We start from the raw sequence: 24,625 nt of genomic DNA, 5'->3' as shown, positions 1-24,625 counted from the left end.
TGTCCACGAGGTGGACAAAAGCGCCGTTCATCAAGAACTAGGCCGCAGTGCGCAGGTCGAAGCCGGGGACGGCGACCACCTCGGGCCGGATCGGGCAGTTCGCCGCGAGCAGGCGCCGGGCCAGGACGTGGTCGACGGGCTTGTTGACGGACTCGACGCCGAGCAGCTTGTCACCGGCGAAGCAGAACACGGAGAACGCGCCGGTCGTCGGATCCCCGGTGACCACCACGTTGTCGTGGCCGTCGGTGAGGCCGGCGATCTGCACCTTCATCGCGTACTGGTCGCTCCAGAACCACGGCACCTGGACGTAGGGCTCCGCCGATCCCCCGATCACCGCGGCGACGCAGCTCGCCTGGTCCACGGCGTTCTGCACGGACTCCAGCCGGACCTGCCGCGTGCCGTGCGGGAAGCGGGCGCAGTCGCCGATCGCGAAGATCGCCGGATCGGACGTGCGCAGCCGCGCGTCGACCACGATGCCGTCGTCGACCGTGAGCCCGGCCTCCCGCGCCAGTTCCACGTTCGGCACCACCCCGATGCCCGCGACGACGAGATCGGCGGGCAGCACCGTGCCGTCCGCGAGCACGACCTCACCGGGCCGCACTTCGGACACGGTGGCGTTGAAGAGGAACTTCACGCCTCGCCGCCGATGCACCTGTACGACGTGCTCGGCCGTGTGCTCGGAAAGAACCCGTGACAACGCACGGGGTTGTGCCTCGACCACGGTGACGTCACAACCGGCTTCGCTTGCCACGGCAGCGTGTTCGAGCCCGATGAACCCGGCACCGATCGCAACCACACGACCCTTGGGACGGGCGAAGTCGGCGTCCCCGATCGTGCGGATGGTGTGCGCCCCGGGAATCGGCCGCGGCCGTGAACCCGTTGCCAGCACGAGGTTCTCGTAACCGACGGCACGGCCCGAGCGCAGCACGGCGCATCGGGCCGCGCGGTCCACGGAGATCGCGGGATCGTCGAGCACGAGGTCGATGCCGTGCTCGGCGTAGTAGGTCTCCGGGCGGAACACCAGGTCGCCGACGCCGATGTCCCCCTGCAGGTAGGCCTTGGTGAGCGGCGGGCGCTGGTAGGGCAGCACGCCCTCGTCGCCGATCAGCGTGATGGTGCCGCGGTGTCCCAGTTCTCGCAGGGACACCGCGGCCTGGCAGCCCGCCTGACCGGCACCGACGATGACGACGGAAGCGTCGGTCATCAGTAGTTCCCCAGGCCACCGCAGACGTTGAGCGCCTGCGCGGTGATGGAGTTCGCGGTCTCCGCGGTCAGGTAGGTGACCAGGCCGGCGACCTCCTCCGGCGTGGAGTAGCGGCCGAGCGGGATCTTCGCGTTGAACCTCTCCAGGACCTCGTCCTCGGTGATGCCCCAGTGGTTGGCGTAACCCTGGCGCACCTTGCCCGCCATCGGCGTCTCGACGTAGCCGGGGCAGACGGCGTTGACCGTGATGCCGGTCTTCGCCAGTTCCAGCCCGACGGCCTTGGTGAAGCCGACGACGCCGTGCTTCGACGCGCTGTACGGGGAGGCGTAGATGACGCCCTGCTTGCCGCCGGTGGACGCGATGTTGATGATGCGGCCCCAGTCGCCCTGGTTCATCCTGCCGGTGGACAGGACTTCCTTGGTGACGCGGAAGACGCTGTGCAGGTTGGTGTCGATGACGTCGGTCCAGATGTCCTCGTCCAGCGTGGCGATCTCGCCGCCACCGCCGCGGCCGGCGTTGTTGACGAGGATCTCGATGCGGCCGAACGTCTCCACGGCCTTGGTGACGGCCTTGCGGATGTCCTCAGTGGACTTGACGTCACAGGTGGTGCCGTCGGCCTCGTACCCGTCCTCACGAAGCTGCTTGACCGTGGAGGCGACGTTCTCCGCGTCGCGCGCGACCACGAACACCGCATGGCCCGCCGCGCCGAGCGACTCCGCGACGGAGAGGCCGATTCCGCTGGTTGCGCCCGTGACGAAGGCGACCCGTCGAGTCATGGTTCAACGCTCCTCAGAGTTGCTTCTCGGGAAGGTGGACGACGAGCCCGTCCATCTCCTCGGTGACCGGGATCTGGCAGCTCAGCCTGCTGTTGTCCTGACGGGGGCTCGCGGTGACGCAGAGCAGGCCGTCCTCCAGGTCGTGCATCGCGGGCAACGGTTTGGTGTTGTCCCTGTCGACGTAGATGTGGCAGGTTCCGCACGTCGCGCCGCCGCCGCACTGCGCCAGGATGCCCTCGACGCCGGCGAGCTTGGCGCCGCGCATGATCGAGTTGCCCGGCTCGACGTCGACGACCGACGACGTCCCGTCCGGGTGGACATAGGTGATCTTGGCCATCGCGGTATCTCCCCACGCACTCGGCTCGCCGGACATGCACGAAGGTGCCCGTGCGGACTGGGGATCGCCTGGAACTCCCCTGGAACGCGTTCGAGACCTCCTCTAGGGCCTTTTGCGACCCTCACAAGCCGACGCAACCGACGCGGAGGTCTTACCGTGCCCGACGCACTGCAGGAGTTCTACGAACAGCGACCGCAATGGTCCGCGCCGTCGGCGGAAGACGGCCTCGAGCGCGCCACCATCTCGGTGCCCCGCGACTACAGCGAGCCCGGTGGTGCTCAGCTCACCATCGCCCTTTCCCGTCTCCGCGCGACGAATCCCGCCAAGCGCCGCGGTGTGCTGCTCTCGGTCAACGGCGGTCCCGGCGGCGACAACGGTGAAGGTCTCAAGCTGCCGCTGCAGTTCCCGGACGCGGTGCGCGAGGCGTACGACCTGATCGGCTTCGACCCGCGGGGCACCGGCGAGTCCACCAGGCTCTACAGCGAGGTCGTGGTGCCCGTGGCGCCGTTCGACTCGCGGCCGCCGGACTCGCTGTTCGAGCAGATCGCCCTCGACATGCGCGAGCGGGAGCTGGCGTGCGCACGGGCGGGCGGCGACCTGCGTCCGCACATCACCACCCGCAACATCGTCCGGGACATGGACGTCATCCGCGGTGTGCTGGGCGAGGACAAGATCAGCTTCGTCGGGTACGCCTACGGCACGCTCGTCGGCGCAGTCTACGGGTCGATGTTCCCCGCACGCCTCGACCGCAGCGTGCTCGACTCGTGCGTGAACCCGAACTGGACCTGGCGCGAGCAGTTCGTCACGCAGGCCGAGGCCGTGTACCGCAACGTGCAGAAGTGGGCCCAGTGGACCGCCGAGCGCAACGTCCACTTCGGACTGGGCACCTCCGCGGCCGCGGTGCTGGAGACCGTCGAGGAGGTCGTCTCCTCGTTGGAGGAGATGGGTGCCGTCCACCTGCGCACGTTGTTCGACGGCGCGGTCGGCACGCGTGCCACCGACCGCGGGCAGTGGGACTCGCTGGGCTACCTGGTCGGGGACCTGCGCAAGGCCGAGGACGTCGCCACCGCCCAGAAGCTGATCGCGGGCAACGGCACGTGGCGGCCGCAGGACACGACCGGTGAGCTGCGCATCGGCGTGCTGGAGGCCATCACGATGGAGACGGAGTGGCCGGCCGACCTCGACGTCTACTTCGCCGACATGCGCGAGCACCGCGAGCACTACCCGTACGGCTTCGGTGTGCTGCGCGCACAGCCGTGGGTCGGCGCGTTCCGCACGTTCTCCAACCGCGAGGAGCCCACGTACGTCAAGCGGGTCGGCTACCCGGTGGGGCTGGTCGTGCAGGCGGACGGGGACCAGTTCGACCGCTACGAGGGCGGTGTCGCGATGGCCGAACGTCTCGGCCACCACCTGGTCGTCATCGAGGACTCCGGCGACCACGAGGTGTACGCCTTCGCCGGCAACACCGTGCTCGACGACATCGTCAACGCCTACCTGGTCGACGGTGTGCTGCCGGACAAGCGCGTCGGCGTGCCGGGTTCGACGCCGCGGCCGGACATCCCGGCGGACACCTGAGAACCAATGCCAGGAACTCAGGGGGCTGGGGCGTGTTGTGTCCTGGCGGTTGGTTGTCGCGCCCGAGGTGGCCGTGACGGTGGATGAAGGGCTCCTTGCTCCACCTGGTGTGGATGAAGGGCGCCTTCATCCACGTCGCCACGCGCCTGGCGAGGCCTGATCGCACGGTGCACGGCGCAACGCGTCGCCGCTCAAGTTCCTGGCATTGCACCTGAGAACGAGGAAGGGGCCCGGATCTCCGGGCCCCTTCCTCGTTCACCTGGCTGCTTCTCTCACCGCGTCCACGAGCTCAGCCAGCTCTATCGACTCGCAGGAGGTGGGGCCGCCGGTCCTGACGGCGGACACGAAACTGCGGGCCGCGTTGGCGTACTGGTCGTCGGGTTCGAGCGAGAGCTGCTCAGCGCCGAGCCGCACGATCGGTGCGAGGTCCGCGGGCGGAGCGTAGGCGCGGTCGACGGTGATGTGGCTTTCGCTGCCCCACACCGCGTAGTTCGCCCGGTAGGTGTGCTCCATTCCGAACGTGAGCTGGGCCGTGACGCCACCGGGTGCTCTCAGCAGCACCGACCCCGAGACGTCGACACCGCAGGTGCTGTCGATCTTCAGGCTCGCGCCGAGCACCCGCAGGCCGGGGCCGAGCATCAGCATCGCGGCCTTGAGCGGGTACACCCCGACGTCGAGCAGCGCTCCGCCGGCCAGGTCCTTGCGGTACCTGATGTCTCCCGGCGGCCGCGGCGGGATCGTGAACGCGGCCTCGAACGCCCGCACCTCGCCGACCGCGCCCGCACGGATGAGCCCGCGCACCTCGTGGTGCTGGGAGTGGAACGGGAACAGGAAGTTCTCGCGCAGCACCAGCCCGCACTCCCTGGCCTGAGCCACGAGGTCCGCGGTCTCCTCCATCGACGGCGTGACCGGTTTCTCGGCCAGCACGTGCTTTCCGGCGCGCAACGCGCGTTCGATCCACACGGCGTGATGCGCTGCCGGCAAGGGCACGTACACCGCGTCGAGATCCATGTCCAGCAGCTTCTCGTACCCGGTGACCGCCTCGCAGCCGTAGTCGGCGGCGACCTTGCCCGCCTTCTCACCGTCCCGGCTCGCTACCGCGACGATGTCCACATCGGACAGTGCGGCGAACGCGGGCAGCATCCTGCGCCTCGCGATGTCGGCACACCCGATGACGCCGAGCCTCACTCGCCGATCAACGCCGCTGGCCATGTCCGCGCTACCGCCGTTTCGTACCGCAACGCGACGTGGCTCGACGCGCTGACGATGTCGCGCCAGAACCGCTGCAACGGCGAGTTCTCGCTGAACCCGCTCGTGCCCGCCGCCCTGACGAGGGTGCCCACCGCGTCGACGAGGCTGTCCGCGGTGAAGGCGGCGTTGCGCTCGCAGCGAGCCATCAGCCTCGGGCTGAAGGTGCGCTCGTCGAGCACCTGCGCGTTCTGCTCCACCAGGAACCGCGCGGAGTCGATCTGCGCGGAGGCCCGGCACAGGCCGACGCCCTGGGTGGTGTTGACCTTCTTGCCCCTCATGGCGTCCGCGGCCGCGTGCAACGCTCCGTACGCGGCGCCGACCGCGGGAGCGACGAACGTGAGGCCGCCGACTGCCTGGAACGGCGCGTTGTGCGCCGGCAGGTCGCTCGTGGCGTTGGTACCGGAGATGAAGTCCGCGCGCAGGAACGACAGGTGCTCCGGCACGAAGACGTCGTCGACGATCACGGTGTGGCTGCTGGTGGCGCGCATACCGGCGTTGTCCCAGCTCTCGACGACGCTGAAGTCCTTGCGCGGCAGGGCGAAGAACCGCGCCTCGGGTTCGCCGCCGGTCGCGACCATGCCGCAGACCAGTGCCCAGTCGGCGAAGTCGACGCCGCTGACGTAGGCCCAGCGGCCGCTCAGCCGGTGGCCGCCCCGCGTCGTCGTGGCCTTGCCGAGTGGCGGCTGCGCGGTGACGACGAACGTGTCGGGGCTGTTGCCCCACAACTCGTCGTGGCCCAGCCGCGGCAGGTGCGTGGCGTACCGGGCGGAAAGCGCGGAGAGCGAGGCGCACCACGCCGTCGAGGCACAGCCCTCACCGACCGCGATGACGGCCCGCGTGAGCTCACCGAACCCGCCTTCGCTGCCACCGTAGGACTTCGCGACGAAGTGCCGCGCGAACCCGGCCTCCCGCACGGCCGCCACGACCTCCGCCGCGAGCTTGCGCGTCCGGTCGGCTTCCTGGGCGTGCTCGGCGGCGAGCGCGCTCACCTTCTCCGCGACCGGGACGAGACCGGTGTCGCTCATGCGGCTCCTTCCCTTGCCGCCGCGGCGGCGATGGCGACGGGCGAGGGCTCGTCGCGGTGGATCGTGCGGGACTTGGCCTGCAGCTCGCCGCCGACGCGCACGAGCACGTCCTCGATGAAGAACGTCGGCTCGAACGTGACGTTGCCCGCCTTGTCGGTCCTGGTGACCAGTGAGCAGTACGAGACGTTGAGCGTGTTCTCGTCGACCTCTTCGATGACGTAGTGGTCGTTCCAGTGCCGCACGGCGGCGCCGGCGTACCGCGGCAGCGCGGCCTTGGCACCGGCGATGAGCGCGGCCCGGCCCTCGACCTTCTCGCCGCGGTGGGCGTGGTCGGTGACGCCGTCCTCGGTGAAGGTGGCCGCGTACCCCTCGATGTCGAGCGCATCGAGCAGCCGCATCTGCAGCGCGTAGAACGTCTTCACCTCGATGTAGGTGTTCACGCTGACTGGGGACACTACGACTCCCTCCTCCTGTGACCTGTGCCATTCACGATCCACACCAGTGGTGGAAGACCGGTGGAGGGCGTCTCGTGGTGTGGTGCGGAAGGTGGGGTTGTGCCCTGGCGGTTGGTTGTCGCGCGAGGTGGCCGTGACGGTGGATGAAGGGCTCCTTGCTCCACCTGGTGTGGGTCAAGGGCGCCTTCATCCACGTCACCACTGGTTCGAGGGCGCTTCTAGTTGCCGTGCAGCGGTTTCGGTGATGCTGAGCCCGATTTGTCCATCACACCTGGAGGGCTCATGTCGGAGGCAACTCCCGATGTCGCCAAGTCCGTCACGGTCGAGTGCTCGATCGAGCAGGCGTTCGCGATCTTCGCGGAGCACCCGCTCGACTGGTGGCCGGAGAAGCACGTCTTCGTGCAGGACCGTCAGTCCATCACCATCGAGCCCTTCGCAGGCGGCCGCTACTACGAAACGGGCGCCGGCGGTGAGGAGATCGCCTGGGGCACGATCACCGAGTGGGACCCGCCCAAGCGCCTGGTGATGACGTGGCGCGTCGGCCCCGGCTGGCAGCCGATCCACGAGGACACCAGGGCGTCGTTCATCAAGGTGGACTTCGAGGCCGTGGGCCCCGCCACCACGAAGGTGACGCTGACGCACGCCGACCTGGACCGCCACGGCCAGCCGCTGGCCGCCCAGATCTTCGGTGCGCTGGACGGCCCCAGCCCCGGCGACACGCTCGCCAAGTACGCGACGGCGGTTCTGAAGCACGCACCCGCGAAGGTGTGATCCCGCCGCGACACGAAGAGGCCCACCACCCGCAGGCTCGGGGCGGTGGGCCTCTTCTTCTCAGGCGCCGATCTGGTTCCGTGCGGGGTCGGCCACCGCCACGACGCTTTTCACGTCGACCAACCGGGAAAGCTGCTTCACCAGCTGATCGGGAGAACGTCCGGCCGGCAGCCCCACCACCACGTCCATCCGGGAGACGTCGCCGCGCTCGGTGGGATCGAGGCTGAGCGACTCCACTTCGACGCCGCGGCTGGAGAACAGCACCACGACCCTGGCCAGCGCACCGGGGGCGTTGCGGAGCACCATCGACAGCACATGTCTGGTCATCACAGGTCCTCGTCGAACAGGGGCTTGATGCCCCGCACGGTCATGATCTCGTCGTTGCCGGTTCCCGCGGCCACCATCGGCCACACCTGGGCGTCCTCGCCGACCACGAAGTCGATCACCACCGGCCGGTCGCGCACCTCCATCGCACGGATGATCACATCGTCCACTTCGGACTTCTCCGTGCACCGCAACCCGACGCAGCCCAGGGCCTGCGCGAGTGCGACGAAGTCGGGGACCCGGTCGTGCGTGGACAGGCCCGTGTTGGAGTACCTGCCGCGGTAGAAGAGGTTCTGCCACTGGCGGACCATGCCGAGGTTGCCGTTGTTGATGACGGCGACCTTGATGGGGATGCCCTCCAGCGCACAGGTGACGAGCTCCTGGTTGGTCATCTGGAAGCAGCCGTCACCGTCGATCGCCCACACCGCGCGGTCGGGCACGCCGCACTGCGCGCCCATGGCGGCCGGAACCGCGAAGCCCATGGTGCCCAGGCCACCGGAGTTGATGAACGAACCGGGCCGCTCGTAGCCGATGAACTGCGCCGCCCACATCTGGTGCTGGCCGACGCCCGCCGTGTAGATCGCCTCGGGTCCGACGAGCTGGCCGATGCGTGCGATCACGTGCTGCGGCGCGAGCTTGCCGTCCGCGGGCCAGTCGTAGCCGAGCGGGAACCGTTCGCGCAGGCCGTCGAGATGTGCCCACCAGGAGGTGAGCTCCGGGCTCTGGCGCACGGCGGCGTTCAGCGAGTCGAGCACGTCGCGGCAGTCACCGACGATCGGCACGTCGGCCTTGCGGTTCTTGGAGATCTCGGCGGGGTCGATGTCGGCGTGGATCACCGCGGCGTCGGGGGCGAACAGTTCCAGCACACCGGTGACGCGGTCGTCGAAGCGGGTGCCCAGCGCGATCAGCAGGTCGGACTGCTGCAGGGCGGCCACGGCGGGCACCGTGCCGTGCATGCCCGGCATGCCGAGGTGCTGGTGGTGCGAGTCGGGGAACGCGCCGCGGGCCATCAGGGTGGTGACGACCGGGATGCCGGTGCGTTCGGCCAGCGTCCGCAGCTGCGCGGCGGCACCGGCGCGGACCACTCCACCGCCGATGTAGAACACCGGCCGGCGGGAGGAGGCGATCAGCTGTGCCGCGCGGCGGATCTCGCCGGCCGCGGGCGTGACCCGCGGGATCGCGACGGGCTGTGCCGGGGTGTACGTGGTGGTGGCGGCCAGCACGTCCTTGGGGATGTCGACGAGCACCGGGCCCGGCCTGCCGCCGGCGGCGAGCGCGAACGCCTCCGCGATCACCGCGGGGATGTCCGCCGGATCGGTCACCTGGAACGCGTGCTTGGTGATCGGCAGGGAGATGGAACGGATGTCGGCTTCCTGGAAGGCGTCCGTGCCGATCATCGACCTGTTGACCTGGCCGGTGATCGCCACGATCGGCACGGAGTCCATGTGGGCGTCGGCGAGCGGCGTGACGAGGTTCGTCGCGCCGGGGCCCGACGTCGCCACGCAGACCCCGACCCTGCCCGTCGCCTGCGCGTAGCCAGAGGCGGCGTGCCCGGCGCCCTGCTCGTGCCGCACGAGCACGTGCCGGATCTTCACCGAGTCCAGCAACGGGTCGTACGCGGGCAGGATGGCCCCGCCGGGAATGCCGAAGATCACTTCACAACCGGCGTCCTCGAGCGCGCGGACCAGCGAGCTCGCACCGGTGACGGTATCCACTTCTCTGGTCTCCCCGATCGGCTGCGGATCAACCGGCGAGCTGCCGCTCCAGCTGACGTGCGGACGTGGGACCGTTCAGCGACGGCTCGGAGCTGAGGATCGCGCACTGCAGCTGGCGCAGCCGCTCCGAAGGCTCCAGGCCGAGCTCCTCGATCAGGGTGTCGCGCAACGACTGGTACGCCTCCAGCGCACGCCACTGACGACCGGCGCGGTAGAGCGCGAGCATGTACTGCGCGCACAGGTTCTCGTGCATGGGGTGCTGGGCGGTCAGCACGGACAGCTCGCTCAGCAGCGACTGGTGCTTGCCCAGCCGCAGGTCCGCCTCGATCCGCGCCTCCAGCACGCCGAGCCGCGACTCCTGCAGCCGCGTGACCTCCATGCCCAGCCGCACGCCGATCTGCACGTCCACGAGCACCGGCCCGCGCCACACGTCGGTGGCCGACCGCAACAGCCTGGACGCGGACTCGAGGTCGCCGACCTCCAGCGCGCGCTGACCGGCGGTCGCGAGCCGCTCGTAGCTGCGCACGTCGATGGACTCCGGCGCGACGTCGAGCATGTAGCCGCCGTAGCGGGTGACGAGCACGTTCTTCGCGGCGCCCGCGCTGCCCTCGGGAAGCGCCGCCTCGATGCGGCGGCGAACCTGGAGCACGTACGTCTGCAGTGTGGTGAGCGCGCTTCTCGGCGGTGTGACCCCCCACAGCTCCTCGATCAGGGTGGGCACGGTGACGACGTGACCCGCCTGCAACGCGAGCAGCGAGAGCACCTGCCGCGGCTTGACCGCGCTCGGCGTGATCGAGATGCCGTTCTCCCTGGCCTCCAGCGGTCCGAGAACTTTGATCTCCATGATGGGAGCCCTCCCCAGTTCCAGTTTCAGCGGCGGCTTGCTGGTTGTTGTGCCATCAAGTTCACCTGAGCTGGGCTATCGAACGCCACGTAGTTCGGCATGACTCCGAGATGGCGAACTACCGCTCGCGGCATGAGAAATTCACGAGGCCGAACGCACCCAAACAAACCCCATGGGTAACGACTCGGGCACCGGACGTGACCGGGACGTCAAATAAAGGTCCTTTTGAGCGAAATCCGCCCGAATCGGGAACCGCGACACAATCTTCTGTACCGATTCAGAAGCCGATCCACAGGAGGATCGACGTCTAGCATTTGCCGTGGGTTCGCCGAGAAGCCAGAGGTGCGCACTCGGCCCCCGTGGGGGAATCGTGAATGAGTCGCCTGGCCCGCCGAGACCCGGCGGGATCATCCACGCCGTTGTGGCGGGCATCTGTCTGGCCGATGCGGTGCAGCTCCTTCTGCACGACCGGGAAACGACTCATTCCGCCATATATCTCATCGTATTGACCTTCGTTCTCGCACTGCAGGCGCTCCAATCCGGTCAACTGACCACACCCGGACGCCGCATCGCGCTGGCGGCCCAGGCCGTGCTCGTCTTCCTGCCGTTCCCGCTGACCGGCCACCTGTGGTCCGCGGTGCCGGGCCTGGTCGCCGGCACCGCACCAGCGCTCCTCGGCACCGGCGCGGGCTGGACGGTGTTCGGCCTGACCGTCACGGCGACGAGCCTCCTGCAGACGTCCGCACCGGCCTCGCCCCTGCAGGCCCTGATCGCCACGACCGCGACGGGCCTGCTCGTCTCCGGCATCGCGTCCCGCCCCGCCGCACCACCCGAGCCCGTCGGCGCGGCACTGGCGCAGGAACGCCTGCGCGTCGCCCGCGACCTGCACGACCTGCTCGGCTACAGCCTCAGCGCGATCAAGCTGAAGAGCGAGCTCGCCCACCGGCTCGTCGCCGAACATCCGGAGAAGGCCCAAGCGCACCTGAGCGACGTGCTGGACATCGCCGGAAACGCCCTCGCGGACGTGCGCTCCCTGGCCCGCAGCTACCGCCGCCTGTCGCTGTCCGAGACCTCGCACTCGGCGAAGACCATGCTGGCCGCCGCGAACATCGACGTCCGCGTCGAACTCGACCACGACCCGCTGCCGGAAGAGATCGAAACGGTGCTGGCCACGGTTCTGCGCGAGGCCGTGACCAACGTGCTGCGCCACAGCGACGCCGAGAACTGCGCCATCACCGTCCGCCAGACCGGCGACGCGGTGAAGCTCGACGTCGTGAACGACGGCGTCACCGCCCGCCCCAGCTCGTCGGACTGCAACGGCGTCCGCAACCAGGCCGAGCGCGTCCAGGCCGCAGGCGGTGTGTTCGTCGCCCGGCACGTCGGCGGTGACCGCTTCCACGTCCACGCCGCCATCCCGATCGGCACCTGACCCAGACCCCGCACCACCACCAATATCCAATATATCGGCCATGCCGCCGCAGGTCCTCGACCTGCGCAAACACGCCCGGATGCAAAAGACGTTTGCGGACGTCCGCAAGCGTTGTTGCAACGCCCTGAGGTCGGGACAGACCCCAGAACCGGGGTCAGAACCAGCCGGCCTTGCGGGCGATCCGGACCGCGTCGACGCGGTTGCGGGCATCGAGCTTCGCCGTCACCGCCGTCAGGTAGTTGCGGATCGTGCCCACCGACAGGAAGAGCCTGCCGGCGATCTCCATGGCGTCCGCGCCGTCGGACGCCAGCCGCAGGACCTCCAGCTCGCGCGGCGTGAGCGGGCATTCGTCGGTGTCCCACGCCGAGAGCGCCAGCTGGGAGTCGATCACCCGGCGGCCGACCGCCACACCGCGGATGGCGTCCGCGAGCTCGTTGATGGGCGCGTCCTTGAGGATGAACCCGTTCACCCGGGCGTTGAGCGCGCGGCGCAGGGTTCCTGGCCGGCCGAGGCTGGTGAGGATCAGGGTGCGGGTCTCGGGAGCCGTGTCGTGGATGACCGTTGCCGCCGAAAGACCGTCCATACCCGGCAGGTCGATGTCGAGGACGGCGACGTCCGGTTGACTCTTCGCAACAGCGGGCACGATTTCGTCACCTGTCGCCACCGAGGCCACGACCTCAATGTCTGGTTCGAGATTCAACAACGCAACCAATGCGCCACGGACCATTTGCACGTCCTCGGCGAGTAAGACTCTGATCATCATCGGCCCCCTTGCTGGGTCCCCCTGCCAACTTTCCGAGTTTTACACTCGGTCACCGCACGGGACAAGCATTTGAGCCGACCACGTCTTTCACTACTCCGAATGCGCTAAACGCAATTCGAAAAATAAATGGGCTGATGGCACCCAGTCACTGAACGCTAACGCATGGACACGACTCCAGCCGCGCACGAGCGGAAGCCGAGCGGCTCTCCTCCTCAACCGCTCACCGCGTCTCACCCCACCGCTCCAGCAGTTCCAGTCCCCCGTCGACGGTTATCACCTGACCCTGGATCCAGGCCGCCTCTTCCGTGCACAACAGCGCGACCGCGTTCGCCACGTCCTCCGGCACCGTGACCCGGCCGGACGGGCTCTTGATCGCGAGCCGGTCCACCATCTCCGGGTCGATGTTCATCGGGCCGTTGTCGATCACGGTCGTCACGACCGCGTTCACCGCCACCCGGTACCAGGCCATCTCCAGTGCCAACGTGCGGATCACACCGTGCACAGGCGTCACCGTGTAGCCGGCGATGACGACGCGACCACCGTCCACGAACGCCTTCGCGAGCGGCTCCACGACGTTCAGCAACGGCGTCAGGTCCGGCGAGACCGCGTGGTGGACGAACAGGTCGAGCCGCCCGCGCTCCAGCTTCACCTGCTCCAGCAGGGACCGCACCGCGTGCTCGTCGTGCAGGTCCAGCGGTGCGACGGACGCCGAACCCGGCTTGCCGCCGAGCACGAGCATGGCGCGTTCGGCGTCGACGTCGCCGGGGGACGTGGTGAGGATGACGTGGGCGCCGTTGTCGCAGAGCTTGCCGGCGACGGCAAGCCCGAGACCGTGTGTTCCCGACGTGACCAGAGCGATCTTGCCGTCGAGTCCCAGGCGCGTGTTGACCGGTTCGATCATGATGCTGACCACCTCGTTCTCCGCGTGGTGATCGACGTTGCGCCCGGCCGCTAGGGACGGACTCGACTACTTCTTGCGCAAACCCTCCAGAACGCGCAGGATCGCGCGTTCGACCTCGCGTCCGGTGCGCTTCGGGTCGGACGAGCTCGCGATCGTGCTGGCCCCCGCGGACAGTGCGCCGAACAGCAGCCGGGCCATGATCTCCACGGGCGCTTCCTCGATCTCCCCCGCGTCCACGAGCAGCTGCACGGCCGTGCGGAGCAGACCGAAGCTGAAGTGCTCCTCCGCCTCGCGCCAGCGTTCCCAGCCCATCACCACCGGCGCCTCGTGGACGATGATCCGCTGGTACTCCGGCTCCAGGCACTTGCGCACGTACGCGCGCAGGCCCGCGACCGCGGTCTCCCAGGCGTCGCCTTCGGCCGTGACCACCGCGGTGAGCGACTCGATCGACTGGGTCTCGACCTGGGCGAACGCCGCCTCGAACAACGCCTGCTTGCCGCTGAAGTGGTGGTAGAGCGCGCCTTTCGTCACGCGGGCGCGTTTGACGACCTCGTCGAGCGAGGTCCCGGCGTAGCCGCGCTTGGTGAACAGGTCGACCGCACTGTCGACCAGCGCCTGCCTGGTCGACTCGGAGTACTCGGCGCGTCGGGTTCGCACGGTCGAAACGTATCTCACATACCGGCGGTACGTACCGGTGGTATGGTCGTGTCATACCGAAGGTATGCGAGAGACCGGGGGTACGAACCATGGGCTGGGCAGACCACTACCGCCGCCGTGACGCACTCGACGCCGTGCTGCGTGACGCCCGCCGCGACCCGTCCGCACCGCTGATCGTGGATCCGGACGTCTTCTCCTCACTGAACGAACTGCTGCTGGCACTCGACCACCGCTGGCAGAACAAGCTGACCGCGCGCATGGAGTCCGCCGCGCTGGAAGGGCCGGTGGACGAACACGCCGTCACCGCCGAACTGGCCGCTGAGGAGCCCGTGCTGCGCGCGGTGCTCGACGCGCACCTTTCGCTCGGCAGTTACCGGGCGGTAGGAATGACTCCATGAGCCATTGGACCGAAGCGGACATCCCTGACCAGACCGGCCGCACCGCCCTCGTGACCGGCGCGAACTCCGGCCTCGGCCTGCGCACGGCGCAGGTGCTCGCGGCCAAGGGCGCGCACGTGATCATGGCGTGCCGCTCCGCCGAACGCGGTGAGGCCGCCCGGCTCAAGGTCGGCGGGTCGGCCGAGGTGCTCCAGCTCGACCTGGCCGACCTCAGCTCCGTGCGCACCGCGGCGGAGAAGGTCGGGACACTGGACCTCCTGATCAACAACGCGGGCATCATGGCCGTCCCGTACGGCAAGACCGCGGACGGCTTCGAGCGCCAGTTCGGCACCAACCACCTGGGCCACGCCGCCCTGACGTGGCTGCTGCTGCCCGCACTGCGGCAACGTCCCGGCGCGCGAGTCGTGACCGTCTCATCGCTCGCGCACCAGTACGGCCACATCGACTTCGACGACCCGAACTGGGAGCACCGCTCGTACAGCTACCGCGGCTCGTACGGGCAGTCGAAGCTCGCGAACATCCTGTTCGCCCGCGAGCTGGAACGCCGCTGCCCGGAGGTCACGTCCATCGCGGCGCATCCCGGCGTGACGGCCACCGAGCTGACCAACAACATGGCCGATGCGCACAACTCGTTGTTCCTGCGCATCGGCGGCCGCATCAGCCACCTGTTCTCGCAGTCCGTCGAGATGGGCGCGCTGCCGCAGCTCTACGCCGCGACGTCGCCGGACGCCCGCGGCGGCGAGTACTACGGCCCGGACCGCTTCAACGGCTACCGCGGCCATCCCGCCAAGGCGCGGATGACGTCGGAGGCCAGGGACGACCTCGCCGCGAACCGCCTGTGGGAGCTCACGATCAAGCTGACCGGCATCACGCCGGATCTGCCGTAGCTGAGGTGCCGGCGCCCTCCCAGGAGGGAGGGGGAAGGGCACCGGCCGGCCCGGTCGTCACCTCCGGGCAGGGAACATCTTCAGCCCAACACCGTTCTTCATGCTCGAAGCGCCGTGCGTGAACAACAGATCGTGAACAACGAACGCTCCACCGAGGGCCCGGTTCTGGCACTTGCCCTCGGTCGGGCGTGCGTGACGCCGGACACGCGGGGGCGCAGCGTAGGGTGAGGTGGTGACTGTGGTACCTGAGGGTCGGAAGCTGCTGCGGCTCGAGGTCCGCAACAGCCAGACGCCGATCGAGAAGAAGCCCTCGTGGATCAAGACGCGGGCGAAGATGGGCCCCGAGTACCGGGAGCTCAAGGGTCTGGTCAAGCGCGAAGGCCTGCACACGGTCTGCGAAGAGGCCGGCTGCCCCAACATCTACGAGTGCTGGGAAGACCGCGAGGCCACGTTCCTGATCGGCGGCGAGCAGTGCACCCGGCGCTGCGACTTCTGCCAGATCGACACGGGCAAGCCCGCCGACCTCGACCGCGACGAGCCGCGCCGCGTCGCCGAGTCGGTCCAGGCGATGGGCCTGCGCTACTCCACGGTCACGGGTGTCGCCCGCGACGACCTCGAAGACGGCGGCGCGTGGCTGTACGCCGAGACCGTCCGCCAGATCCACGAGATGAACCCCGGCACCGGCGTCGAGCTGCTGATCCCGGACTTCAACGCGATCCCCGAGCAGCTCGCCGAAGTCTTCGAGTCCCGCCCCGAGGTGCTCGCGCACAACCTGGAGACCGTCCCGCGGATCTTCAAGCGCATCCGCCCGGCGTTCCGCTACGAGCGCTCGCTCGAGGTGATCACCAAGGCCCGCGAGTTCGGCCTGGTCACCAAGTCGAACCTGATCCTCGGCATGGGCGAGACCCCGGACGAGGTCACCGAGGCGCTCGCCGACCTCCACGACGCGGGCTGCGACATCATCACCATCACCCAGTACCTGCGCCCGTCGCCGCGGCACCACCCGGTCGAGCGCTGGGTGAAGCCCGAGGAGTTCGTCGAGCACAAGGAGACGGCCGAGAAGATCGGCTTCCTCGGGGTCATGGCGGGTCCGCTGGTCCGCTCCTCCTACCGCGCCGGCCGCCTCTACGCCGAGGCGAAGCAGAAGCGCGGCGAGGACCTGCCGGAGAACCTCCAGCACCTGCTGAAGGTCTCGGCGTCGCAGGAGATCACGAGCCTGCTCGCGCCTCGCTGATCACGCGTCGGCGACCCGCACCAGCAGCTCCGCCGCCAGTGCGAGCAACTGGCGTTCGGTGGGCGTCAGCGCGCGTTCGAGTGCACCGGCCAGCCAGCGTTCCCGGCTGCCGGTGTACTCGCGCAGCACACCGATGCCCGCCGGGGTGATGTCGATCAGGTAGCGCCGCCCGTCCGCCGGGTCCGGGGTGCGCGAGACCAGCCCCCGTTCGGTGAGGGTCGCCAGGATCCTCGTCAACGACTGGGGCTGGATGCGCTCGGCCTCGGCCAGCTCCTTCGGCGTGTGCGTGCCGGCGCGGATCAGTCTGCTCAGCACGGCCAGCACGGCCGGGCCGGGACTGTCGCCGTCGGACTCGGCCCGCATCCGCCAGTTCAACCGCCCGACGCCTTCCCTGACCACCCGCGCGAGGTGCGCCAGTTCGGCGTCGGTCTGGGCGGGTGCTGCGTCGGCCATGGCGCCAGATTAGTGGTCGTCTCCTCGCACGAGACGCGCGTAGCGGCCGTTGAGCGCCAGCAGCTCCTGGTGCGTGCCGCGTTCGACGAGCCGTCCCTCGTGCAGCACCGCGATCTGGTCCGCGCGTTCCACAGTGGACAGCCGGTGCGCGATGGTCAGCGTCGTCCTGCCTTTCGCCAAGCGGTCCAGCTCCGCCTGCACGGCGCGTTCGGTGCGGGTGTCGAGTGCGCTGGTCGCCTCGTCGAGGATGAGCACCGGCGGGTTGCGCAGCAGGACGCGGGCGATGGCGATGCGTTGCTTCTCGCCACCGGAGAAGCGGTGCCCGCGCTGCCCGACGACGGTGTCGTAGCCGTCCGGGAGCCGCGCGATCGTGTCGTGGATGTGCGCGGCCCGTGCCGCGGCCTCCAGCTCGGCGTCGGTGGCGCCGGGTTTGGCGAACCTCAGGTTCTCCCGGACCGTGTCGTGGAACAGGTACGTCTCCTGCGACACCATGCCGACGCCCGCCGCCAGCGACGCGAGCGTGACGTCGCGGATGTCCGTGCCGTCGATGAGGATCCGGCCTTCCGTCACCTCGTACAGCCGTGCCACCAGGTAGGCCAGCGTCGTCTTGCCCGACCCGGTCGAGCCCACCAGTGCCGTCGTGGTGCCCGCCGGCACGTCGAGGTCGATGTCGCGCAACGTCCACGGCCCGTCCTCGTCGTACCGGAACGACACGCGTTGCAACGACACCGTGCCGCCGCGCACCTCCAGCACCTTCGCGCCGGGCCGTTCCTCGATCTCCACCGGCAGGTCCAGCACCTCGAAGATCCGCGCGAACAACGCCTTCGACGTGGCCACGTTCTGCCCCACCGACTGCATCGCGGTGGCCGGCGCGACCAGGCGGTTCATCATGCTGGTGAACGCGACCACGGTGCCCAGCGAGATGGGCGCGGCACCACCGGTGAGCAGCAGGCCGGCACCCCAGTACACCAGCGCGGGGATCACGGTGAGGCTCATCGCCCTGGACGCGGTCTGCCACCGCCCGGCCAGCGCGGCACCCCGCTCCAGCGAGGCGATCTCCCGCGACTCGGCGCCGAACCTCTCCCGCATCACCTTCTCGTTGCCCATCGTCTTCGCCAGCAGCACGCCGCTGACCGACAGCGACTCCTCGACCAGCGTCGTCAGCCGTGCCATCCGGTGGGTGCGGCCGCGGGCGAGCGACCGGCGCTTCTTGCCCAGCCGGAACGTGAACAGCAGGAACAGCGGCACCAGCACCAGGCACAACAACGCCAGCTGCCAGTCGAGGATCAGGATCGCGGTCGCGATGGCGGCCGCGGTGGTCGCGTTCTGCACGATCGACCCGGCCGTCGTGGTGATCACGTTGTCGACGCCGCCGATGTCGTTGAACACCCGCGACAGCACCTCGCCGCTCTTCGTCCGGGTGAAGAACGCGAGGGACATGCGCTGCAACCTGCCGTACACCGACACCCTCAGGTCGTTCATCACCCTCTGACCGATGGTGTTCGACAGCCCGGTCGTCGCGACACCGAGCGACGCGCTGCCGACCGAGCTCACGATCATCCCGGCGGCCAGCAGGCTGACCAGGACCGGATCCCGCCGGGGCAGCGCGTCGTCGAGGATCGCGCGCAGCAGGAACGGTGCGACGACCCCGAGCCCCGCCTGCACCACCAGCAGCACGAACAACCCGGCGAGCGCGGCGCGGTGCGGCCGGAACAGCCCGGCGATCCGGCGCAACGGCACCGGCGGGTCGGCCCCGGCATCGGGCTCCGCGAGCGCAGGACGAACACGCACCCCAGAAGTCATACACGTATGTGTACTACATCCGGCGCCCAATGTGTCGATTTACCAGTTTTCTATAAACTCATGTTAACTAGTTGGCCCGGATCTCACCGACGAAGACGCCGTCGAGCTCCCTGACGAAGTCGGCACCGAACGCGCTGGACGGCGTGTGGGAGCCGGGCCTGACACCGTTGACCTTGCCGACGGCGCGCAGCACGGAGTCGGCGGTGAGGCTGTAGGCGTTCGGGGTGGTGATCGCGCACTCGACCCTGGTGCCGGCGTCCCACGCCTCGCCGAACACCTCGGCGCGGGTGTTGGCGCGCCTGCGCTCGTCGGGTCCCTTGACCTTGCCGGCGAAGGCCTTCGCGACGTTCTGCACGAGCGGCGCCTGCAGGACGGGCGCGAACACCTGCTGCAGCTGCCCGACCACGCCGGGCACGATCGTGAACGTGGTGATGTTCGGGATACCGGTCGAACGGTAGGCCGTCGACACGTCGCCCCACGGGATGCTGCCCACTTCACGCGGTCCGGACCGGAAGTGGGCGGTGCGGCGGCGATGTCCGATGCGGACGCTCTTCAGCTCGCCGTTCTCGCGGATCCGGCCACCCGCGGCGGAGGCCTCGACCGACGTCTTCGCCGTGCCGGCGCTCGCCCCTCCCCCGGCGGCGAACGCGAGGTCGAGGTGCGTGGCGGTGGGCAGGGCTTTGGACAGCAGAGCGGCGAGACAGTCCGTAGGGACGACGTCGAACCCGGCGCCGGGCAACAGCACGATGCCGGCCTTGCGCGCGTCGATGTCCCGTTGGCCGATGGACTCGAAGACGTCGATCTCACCCGTGATGTCCAGATAGTGCGTGCGCGTCTTCAGGCAGGCGTCGACCATCGCGGCCGAGGTGTGCGCGAACGGGCCCGCGCAGTGCACGACGGCCTCGACGTCCTCCAGGTGAGCACTCGCCCGGCTCAGGTCGAACGCACGGTGCTCCAGCCCCAGGGCGGCCGCGACCGGTTCGACCTTCTCGGCGGAACGCCCCGCCAGGATCGGGCGTTCCCCGCGCTTGACCGCGAGCTCCGCGATGAGGCGCCCGGTGTAACCGTTGGCACCGTAGACCATCCACGTCATGGCGCGACCTTACCGGCGAGTAGGGTTGCGGGAAGCGACCAAAGAGCCGATCAGCAGTAGTGCGCCCACCCCGAGCACGGGCAACGCCCAGAGCAGCCGGCGATGCCTCAAATCGGCACAGATGTCCACATAGGCCGGACTGACCGCGGAGGCCGCGGGCTCGTCGAAACCGAGCCCCAGACCGTTGCCGCACGGGACGAGCGTTCCGCTGGGTGCCTCGACGGCCAGCATCACGAGCAGGATCGCACCCCCGCCGAGCAAGAACGCGATACCGACCACCACGGCGAAGGTGCGCACTGACATGAAACAAAAGTTACGTCTCAAATGGACTCGGGGATAGCCCTGGTCAGACGCATTGGGGTTGATCCCCTAATCCCCCGCTAAACGCTCTCACGCCCCGTTGCGCGTGGTGCCGCGGAGAACGAGTAGCGCTGCTCCACTCGGCCGCTGGCCGGATCCGGCGCCGGATCGCCGACCTTGATCCATCCGAGCCGTTCGTAAAGGCGCACGCCCCGTACGTTGTCGACGAAGACCATCAACTCGGCGTCGGTGTAACCGCGTTCTGTCAACGCATCCGGCAGCGCCCGCAGCAACGCCTCGCCCACTCCCCTGCCCCACGCGCCGGGATGCACGCCGACGTAGTTGACGTAAGCGGTCGTCTGTGGACCCGTCCTGTGTGGACCGCCCGCCAGGAAACCCACCGCAACGCCGTCGTCGAACGCCAGCAGGAACAGCGACGGCTCGTTCGCGAGCGCGTACTCGATGCCGGGACGCATCTCCTCAAGCGACGGAACCTCGTCGTAGCCGTCCCTCACCGCCACGCCGTGCGCCCAGATGAGCGCGGCCGTGTCGACGTGCTCCGGTCCCCCTCGGGTGATCTCCACGCGGTTGGGCACAGGTCAGCGCCGCAACACGACGGGAAGGGTTTTGGAGCTCGCCATGATGTCGTTCTCCGTCACGGCGGGCTGTTCGTCGCCCGCGTAGGAGGTGCGCGGGAACCGGCTCGTGAGCTCGCGCAGCACGATCTCCGTCTCCAGCCGCGCGAGCCCGCTCCCGAGGCAGAAGTGCGGCCCGTGCCCGAACGCCACGTGCCCCGTCGTGGCCCGGTCGATCCGGTACCGCGCCGCGTCCTCGTGCGCGACCGGACAGCGCCCGGCGGAGCCGAGGTTGATCACCAGCAGCGTGTTCTCGGGCACCGCGACGCCGTCGATCTCCAACGGCTCGGTCGTGATGCGATGCGTGGAGTTGCGCACCGGGTTGTTGTGCCGCAGCGTCTCCTCGACGAGCACCGGCACCAGCCCGGGATCGGCGGCGACCTTCTCCCACAGCCCGTTGTCCAACGCGTCGTGCACGACGTTCGTGATGAGGCCGGCCGTCGTCTCATGGCCCGCCACGACGAGAAGGAACGCCATCGCCATGAGCTCGTCGTGACTCAGCCGGTCGCCATCGTCGTCGGCCGCCACCAACCTCCCGAACAACGAGCTCTCGTCGAGCTCATCTCCCGTGAGCAGGCCGTGGAAGTACCCGCCCAACGCGTCACTCGCCGGCTGCGACACCTCGGGGTCCATCGACATCATCGTCTCGATCAACGCGCGCACCCCGGCGCGATCGCGTGCCGGGACGCCGAGCACCTCGCCGATGACGTGCAGCGGCATCGGCACGGCCAGCGCACGGACGAGGTCGATCTCCTCGCCGAGCGGCAGCCCGTCGATCAGCTCCCCGGTGATCCCCTCGATGCGGGGCGCGAGCTGCTGCACCGCCTCGGCGTTGAACGCCTTGACCGCGAGCGCGCGCAACCGTGCGTGCTTCGGGTTGTCGCTGTTGAGCATGCTCGGCCCGAACATCCCGGCGAGATCGGTCTGCGTGCTGCCCAGCGCGGCCAGCTGACGTTTGATCTCACGCTGCAACGCGTCGCTGTCCTTGGAGAGCCGCCTGTCCGCGAGCAGCTTGCGGGCCGCCTCCAACCCAACCGTGACCACCTGAACGCGAACACCGTCAGGCCGCGTCGCATCGTGCAACGGCCCTGCTGCTCGCGCGTCGTCCTCGATCCGATGATGGTCACGCGCCCGCAAATCGCCGCCGGTCAGCAGCTCCGACATGGCCCCGCCCCTCAGAAGAGTCCCGCCACCGTTTCTACCCCGACCACCGCTGCAGCGCGTCGAGCACCTTGATCGTCTCCACCGCGGGCATCCGGGGCGGCGGCGCGGCGATGGCCTTGCGCCCGTGCACCCACCCCGGCAGGTGGTGCTGCAACGCCGCCCGGCCCTCCGGCGTGATGTCGACGGGAGCCGCCATCCCGTGGTCCATGGCCCGCTCCGGCCGCTCCCACGTGATCCAGCCCCGCTGCTGCAGGACCTCCAGGTCCTCGGCGTCCCACTGCTTGGCCGGCCGGTGCTCCAGGTACCAGCTCGTGGCACCGCGGTGCGCACCACCCTGCTCCACCAGTGCAAGCAGCTTGACCTGCTCCTGCGTGACGGTGGTCGAGACGGGCCGGGAGGCCTTGCCCTTGCGCTTCACCAGTAGTCGTCCTTCGGAGGAGGCGGGCCCAAACGTCCCCGACAAACGCGTACAAAATACGGCACGAACGCGACCCGCTCCAGCTCTTGACGGGTGTTCCCGCCACCACACACCGTGATATCTCTTGGAAGATCGAGCCATGACGTCCCCATGCACCGTTTCGATCCGACTGGCCGGTGAGCACGACACCACGGCGCTGGCAACACTGCGGCGGGCATGGTCCGAAGAACAGGCGGGACATCCGCTCGATGACGACGACTTCGAGGAATGCTTCGCCCAGTGGTACGCGGCAGAGGCACCACGCCGGGCGGCGTTCGTGGCCGAACTCGGCGGCAAGGCCATCGGCATGATGAACCTCGCCCTGTTCGAACGGATGCCCAAACCGGGACGGCCGGCCAGCCGATGGGCGTACCTCGGCAACGCGTTCGTACTCGCCGACCACCGCAACCGCGGCATCGGGACCGCCCTGCTCGACGCGACCGTCGCGTACGCACGCGCCCGCAACTGCGCCCGCATCGTCCTGTCACCCAGTGAACGCTCAGTGCGCTTCTACCAGCGAGCCGGCTTCGGCCCGGCCACCATGCTCCTCGCGCACGTCCTCGACACTTCGACGACGGCCAACGGCCGGAGCTTGCAGACCCCGACTGATGTCAACCACTGATGTCAGCACCGCCTCTGACCCGGACGGCCGAGCGAAGCGAGGCCGAACCGGGGGTCCGGGGGCGGAGCCCGCCGGGCGGGGTCTGGGGGTTGCACCCCCAGAAAACACAATGGAGCGAGGCGGTCGACGCTTTCCGTCGACACACCTCGCCCAGAGCGGAATGGGCGCGACAGGGATCGAACCTGCGACCGCTCGGGTGTAAACCGAGTGCTCTTCCGCTGAGCTACACGCCCCGACCCTGCACCCGCAAGCGCAGGGGTACAGCTACATCATGCCTTGAGAGAGGCTACGGCCTTCTTCCAGGCTTCCTGATCGCGGGCCTCACCCGGCGCGTTGACCTCCGCGAACCGGACGACACCGGCGGTGTCGATCAGGAACGTGCCCCGCAGCGCCATGCCCGCGGTCTCGTTGAACACGCCGTAGGCCTGGGCGACCGCGCCGTGCGGCCAGAAGTCGGACAGCAGCGGGAACTGGTAGCCCTCCTGGTTCGCCCACGCCTTCAGGGTGAACGGGGTGTCGACCGACACGCCGAGCACCTGGACGTCCTCGTCCTCGTAGGTCGCGAGCTCGTCGCGCAGCTGGCAGAGCTCGCCGTTGCAGATGCCGCTGAACGCGAACGGGTAGAAGACCAGGAGCACGTTCTTCGAGCCGCGGAACGACGACAACGTCACAGGCTGCTTGTTGTAGTCGTTGAGCGTGAAGTCCGGAGCTTCCGAACCGACCTCGACCGCCATGAAACCCCTCCGGTTGACCAAGACGAACCCACGGGCGGAACACGACGCCCGTGGATCAACCCTATGTCAGCCCGGCAGCCGTCAGCGCTTGGCCTTGGCGGATTTCGGCCACACCAGGCGCGTGCCGGCCCAGTCGTCGGCCACGCTGATGTTCGACGTCTGCGACAGGCCCGCGGTGGGCACGGCCTCGGCGATGTCCGAGGGCTCCACGTGGCCGGGGCGGCCGGTCTTCGGGGTGAGAACCCAGATCACGCCGTCCTCGGCGAGCACACCGGTGGCCTCGAGCAGAGCGTCGACCAGGTCGCCGTCGTCCTCTCGCCACCAGAGCAGGACGACGCTCACCGTCTCGTCGGCGTCCTCGTCGAGGAGGTCGCCTCCGATCTGCTCCTCGACGGCGGCACGGAGGTTGTCGTCGACATCCTCGTCCCAGCCGAGCTCTTGGACGACCATGCCCGGTTCGATCCCGAGCTTCTCGGCGACGCCGACCTTGCCGGCGTCTTCCGCGGCGACCACGGTTTTCACTCCTCCAACTACGCAAGAGCGACAGCCCTAAGACTGCCGCCAGAGTCCGTTACTCGCGCTAGCGAACACTGTCGGCTACCTCCGGCGCAACTGTTGACCACGTGACACGCCGTAACAGGGACCCCTGTGAAGATCCCCAGACTGCCATGAGGCACGCTCTACATACCTCTTATCGCGCGCGCGTGAGCGACACGATCCAGAACTACCGATCAGTAGCGGTGACGAAGTCGTCGCGCAAGGACAACGATAGGAGCGCGTGGCACGGTTTCCGGGCCATCGCGAGGTACCGCCAACGA

General features: G+C 68.9%; 27 protein-coding genes, 1 tRNA gene and 1 pseudogene. 7 read left to right on the top strand and 22 right to left on the bottom strand.

Annotated features, from left to right (window positions below; translation table 11 throughout):
• Positions 1-37 precede the first annotated feature (37 nt).
• The 3 genes from ABZV40_RS38745 to ABZV40_RS38735 are packed head-to-tail and all read right to left on the bottom strand — an operon-like array spanning position 38 to position 2,317.
• The gene (locus ABZV40_RS38745) at positions 38-1,204 is read right to left on the bottom strand and encodes an FAD-dependent oxidoreductase (RefSeq protein WP_355453735.1); all 1,167 of its coding nucleotides are present in this window, start codon (positions 1,202-1,204) and stop codon (positions 38-40) included.
• Entirely contained in the window at positions 1,204-1,980 is a 777-nt protein-coding gene (locus ABZV40_RS38740) for an SDR family NAD(P)-dependent oxidoreductase (RefSeq protein ID WP_355453733.1), read from the bottom strand. Before ABZV40_RS38740 ends, ABZV40_RS38745 begins: the two co-directional genes overlap by 1 nt.
• A 13-nt stretch (positions 1,981-1,993) precedes the next feature.
• Complete coding sequence (locus tag ABZV40_RS38735) at positions 1,994-2,317, bottom strand: 2Fe-2S iron-sulfur cluster-binding protein (RefSeq protein ID WP_355453730.1); 324 nt, start codon at positions 2,315-2,317, stop codon at positions 1,994-1,996.
• A gap of 156 nt (positions 2,318-2,473) precedes the next feature.
• Here ABZV40_RS38735 and ABZV40_RS38730 point away from each other — a divergent pair, with 156 nt between their 5' ends.
• On the top strand, positions 2,474-3,892 hold the full coding sequence (locus tag ABZV40_RS38730) for an alpha/beta fold hydrolase (protein ID WP_355453727.1): 1,419 nt from the start codon (positions 2,474-2,476) through the stop codon (positions 3,890-3,892).
• 255 nt (positions 3,893-4,147) lie between these two features.
• On the opposite strand, the gene ABZV40_RS38725 is transcribed toward ABZV40_RS38730, so the two are convergent.
• The 3 genes from ABZV40_RS38725 to ABZV40_RS38715 are packed head-to-tail and all read right to left on the bottom strand — an operon-like array spanning position 4,148 to position 6,623.
• On the bottom strand, positions 4,148-5,080 hold the full coding sequence (locus ABZV40_RS38725; protein ID WP_355453724.1) for a Gfo/Idh/MocA family oxidoreductase: 933 nt from the start codon (positions 5,078-5,080) through the stop codon (positions 4,148-4,150).
• Entirely contained in the window at positions 5,077-6,168 is a 1,092-nt protein-coding gene (locus ABZV40_RS38720) for an acyl-CoA dehydrogenase family protein (protein ID WP_355453721.1), read from the bottom strand. The genes ABZV40_RS38725 and ABZV40_RS38720 overlap by 4 nt, the downstream gene beginning before the upstream one ends.
• Complete coding sequence (locus tag ABZV40_RS38715) at positions 6,165-6,623, bottom strand: nuclear transport factor 2 family protein (RefSeq protein WP_355453718.1); 459 nt, start codon at positions 6,621-6,623, stop codon at positions 6,165-6,167. The genes ABZV40_RS38720 and ABZV40_RS38715 overlap by 4 nt, the downstream gene beginning before the upstream one ends.
• Positions 6,624-6,905: 282 nt before the next feature.
• Between ABZV40_RS38715 and ABZV40_RS38710 the strand changes: the two genes are divergently transcribed.
• Positions 6,906-7,394, top strand: coding sequence for an SRPBCC family protein (locus tag ABZV40_RS38710; protein ID WP_355453716.1), 489 nt, complete (start codon positions 6,906-6,908; stop codon positions 7,392-7,394).
• A gap of 60 nt (positions 7,395-7,454) precedes the next feature.
• Here the strand turns inward: ABZV40_RS38710 and ilvN are convergent, their stop codons facing one another.
• The 3 genes and pseudogenes from ilvN to ABZV40_RS38695 all read right to left on the bottom strand — a co-directional run bounded on the left by ilvN (position 7,455) and on the right by ABZV40_RS38695 (position 10,277).
• Positions 7,455-7,721 (bottom strand): acetolactate synthase small subunit, encoded by a 267-nt coding sequence (ilvN, locus tag ABZV40_RS38705; protein ID WP_355453713.1) that lies wholly within the window; start codon positions 7,719-7,721, stop codon positions 7,455-7,457.
• Positions 7,721-9,433, bottom strand: a pseudogene (locus tag ABZV40_RS38700) (acetolactate synthase large subunit); the annotation flags it as partial. The pseudogene ABZV40_RS38700 and the gene ilvN, both read right to left, overlap by 1 nt.
• A 28-nt stretch (positions 9,434-9,461) precedes the next feature.
• On the bottom strand, positions 9,462-10,277 hold the full coding sequence (locus ABZV40_RS38695) for an AfsR/SARP family transcriptional regulator (protein WP_355453710.1): 816 nt from the start codon (positions 10,275-10,277) through the stop codon (positions 9,462-9,464).
• Positions 10,278-10,782: 505 nt separating this feature from the next.
• Here ABZV40_RS38695 and ABZV40_RS38690 point away from each other — a divergent pair.
• A complete protein-coding gene (locus ABZV40_RS38690) occupies positions 10,783-11,706 on the top strand; it encodes a histidine kinase (protein WP_355453707.1) in 924 nt (307 codons plus the stop codon).
• A gap of 154 nt (positions 11,707-11,860) precedes the next feature.
• Here the strand turns inward: ABZV40_RS38690 and ABZV40_RS38685 are convergent, their stop codons facing one another.
• From ABZV40_RS38685 to ABZV40_RS38675, 3 genes are all read right to left on the bottom strand, one after another.
• Entirely contained in the window at positions 11,861-12,466 is a 606-nt protein-coding gene (locus ABZV40_RS38685) for a response regulator transcription factor (protein WP_355453704.1), read from the bottom strand.
• Between the two features lie 223 nt (positions 12,467-12,689).
• Positions 12,690-13,370, bottom strand: a complete 681-nt coding sequence (locus tag ABZV40_RS38680) for an SDR family oxidoreductase (RefSeq protein ID WP_355453701.1) — start codon at positions 13,368-13,370, stop codon at positions 12,690-12,692.
• Positions 13,371-13,436: 66 nt separating this feature from the next.
• A complete protein-coding gene (locus ABZV40_RS38675; RefSeq protein ID WP_355453699.1) occupies positions 13,437-14,027 on the bottom strand; it encodes a TetR/AcrR family transcriptional regulator in 591 nt (196 codons plus the stop codon).
• A gap of 89 nt (positions 14,028-14,116) precedes the next feature.
• Between ABZV40_RS38675 and ABZV40_RS38670 the strand changes: the two genes are divergently transcribed.
• The 3 genes from ABZV40_RS38670 (at position 14,117) to lipA (ending at position 16,546) form a co-directional block, all read left to right on the top strand.
• A complete protein-coding gene (locus ABZV40_RS38670) occupies positions 14,117-14,425 on the top strand; it encodes a hypothetical protein (protein WP_355453696.1) in 309 nt (102 codons plus the stop codon).
• The gene (locus ABZV40_RS38665) at positions 14,422-15,312 is read left to right on the top strand and encodes an oxidoreductase (RefSeq protein ID WP_355453693.1); all 891 of its coding nucleotides are present in this window, start codon (positions 14,422-14,424) and stop codon (positions 15,310-15,312) included. The genes ABZV40_RS38670 and ABZV40_RS38665 overlap by 4 nt, the downstream gene beginning before the upstream one ends.
• Before the next feature lie 232 nt (positions 15,313-15,544).
• A complete protein-coding gene (gene lipA / locus ABZV40_RS38660; protein ID WP_355453692.1) occupies positions 15,545-16,546 on the top strand; it encodes a lipoyl synthase in 1,002 nt (333 codons plus the stop codon).
• On the opposite strand, the gene ABZV40_RS38655 is transcribed toward lipA, so the two are convergent.
• The 7 genes from ABZV40_RS38655 to ABZV40_RS38625 form a co-directional block, all read right to left on the bottom strand.
• On the bottom strand, positions 16,547-16,999 hold the full coding sequence (locus ABZV40_RS38655; RefSeq protein ID WP_355453689.1) for a MarR family transcriptional regulator: 453 nt from the start codon (positions 16,997-16,999) through the stop codon (positions 16,547-16,549). It lies immediately after the preceding gene.
• A 9-nt stretch (positions 17,000-17,008) separates the two neighbouring features.
• Positions 17,009-18,802: an ABC transporter ATP-binding protein gene (locus tag ABZV40_RS38650; RefSeq protein ID WP_355453686.1), complete on the bottom strand. Its 1,794-nt coding sequence runs from the start codon at positions 18,800-18,802 to the stop codon at positions 17,009-17,011.
• Positions 18,803-18,869: 67 nt separating this feature from the next.
• Positions 18,870-19,895 carry a saccharopine dehydrogenase NADP-binding domain-containing protein gene (locus ABZV40_RS38645; RefSeq protein WP_355453683.1) on the bottom strand — a complete coding sequence of 342 codons (1,026 nt, stop codon included), beginning with the start codon at positions 19,893-19,895 and terminating at the stop codon, positions 18,870-18,872.
• A gap of 9 nt (positions 19,896-19,904) precedes the next feature.
• On the bottom strand, positions 19,905-20,198 hold the full coding sequence (locus ABZV40_RS38640) for a hypothetical protein (RefSeq protein ID WP_355453680.1): 294 nt from the start codon (positions 20,196-20,198) through the stop codon (positions 19,905-19,907).
• A gap of 77 nt (positions 20,199-20,275) precedes the next feature.
• Positions 20,276-20,791, bottom strand: a complete 516-nt coding sequence (locus tag ABZV40_RS38635) for a GNAT family N-acetyltransferase (protein ID WP_355453677.1) — start codon at positions 20,789-20,791, stop codon at positions 20,276-20,278.
• Positions 20,792-20,794: 3 nt separating this feature from the next.
• The gene (locus ABZV40_RS38630) at positions 20,795-21,994 is read right to left on the bottom strand and encodes a cytochrome P450 (protein ID WP_355453674.1); all 1,200 of its coding nucleotides are present in this window, start codon (positions 21,992-21,994) and stop codon (positions 20,795-20,797) included.
• A gap of 34 nt (positions 21,995-22,028) precedes the next feature.
• On the bottom strand, positions 22,029-22,412 hold the full coding sequence (locus ABZV40_RS38625) for a hypothetical protein (protein WP_355453671.1): 384 nt from the start codon (positions 22,410-22,412) through the stop codon (positions 22,029-22,031).
• A 139-nt stretch (positions 22,413-22,551) separates the two neighbouring features.
• Here ABZV40_RS38625 and ABZV40_RS38620 point away from each other — a divergent pair, with 139 nt between their 5' ends.
• The gene (locus tag ABZV40_RS38620) at positions 22,552-23,073 is read left to right on the top strand and encodes a GNAT family N-acetyltransferase (protein WP_355453668.1); all 522 of its coding nucleotides are present in this window, start codon (positions 22,552-22,554) and stop codon (positions 23,071-23,073) included.
• A gap of 161 nt (positions 23,074-23,234) precedes the next feature.
• On the opposite strand, the gene ABZV40_RS38615 is transcribed toward ABZV40_RS38620, so the two are convergent.
• The 3 genes from ABZV40_RS38615 to ABZV40_RS38605 all read right to left on the bottom strand — a co-directional run bounded on the left by ABZV40_RS38615 (position 23,235) and on the right by ABZV40_RS38605 (position 24,320).
• Positions 23,235-23,306 (bottom strand) — tRNA-Val (locus ABZV40_RS38615).
• 36 nt (positions 23,307-23,342) lie between these two features.
• Positions 23,343-23,807, bottom strand: coding sequence for a peroxiredoxin (locus ABZV40_RS38610; protein WP_355453666.1), 465 nt, complete (start codon positions 23,805-23,807; stop codon positions 23,343-23,345).
• An 81-nt stretch (positions 23,808-23,888) separates the two neighbouring features.
• A complete protein-coding gene (locus ABZV40_RS38605) occupies positions 23,889-24,320 on the bottom strand; it encodes a DUF3052 domain-containing protein (protein ID WP_355453663.1) in 432 nt (143 codons plus the stop codon).
• Between the last annotated feature and the right edge of the window lie 305 nt (positions 24,321-24,625).

The organism is Lentzea sp. NPDC004782 (assembly GCF_040609115.1).
Classification (GTDB): Bacteria; Actinomycetota; Actinomycetes; order Mycobacteriales; family Pseudonocardiaceae; genus Lentzea.
Note: the sequence above shows the minus strand (reverse complement) of the source record. Positions and strands in the feature narration are given on the sequence as shown.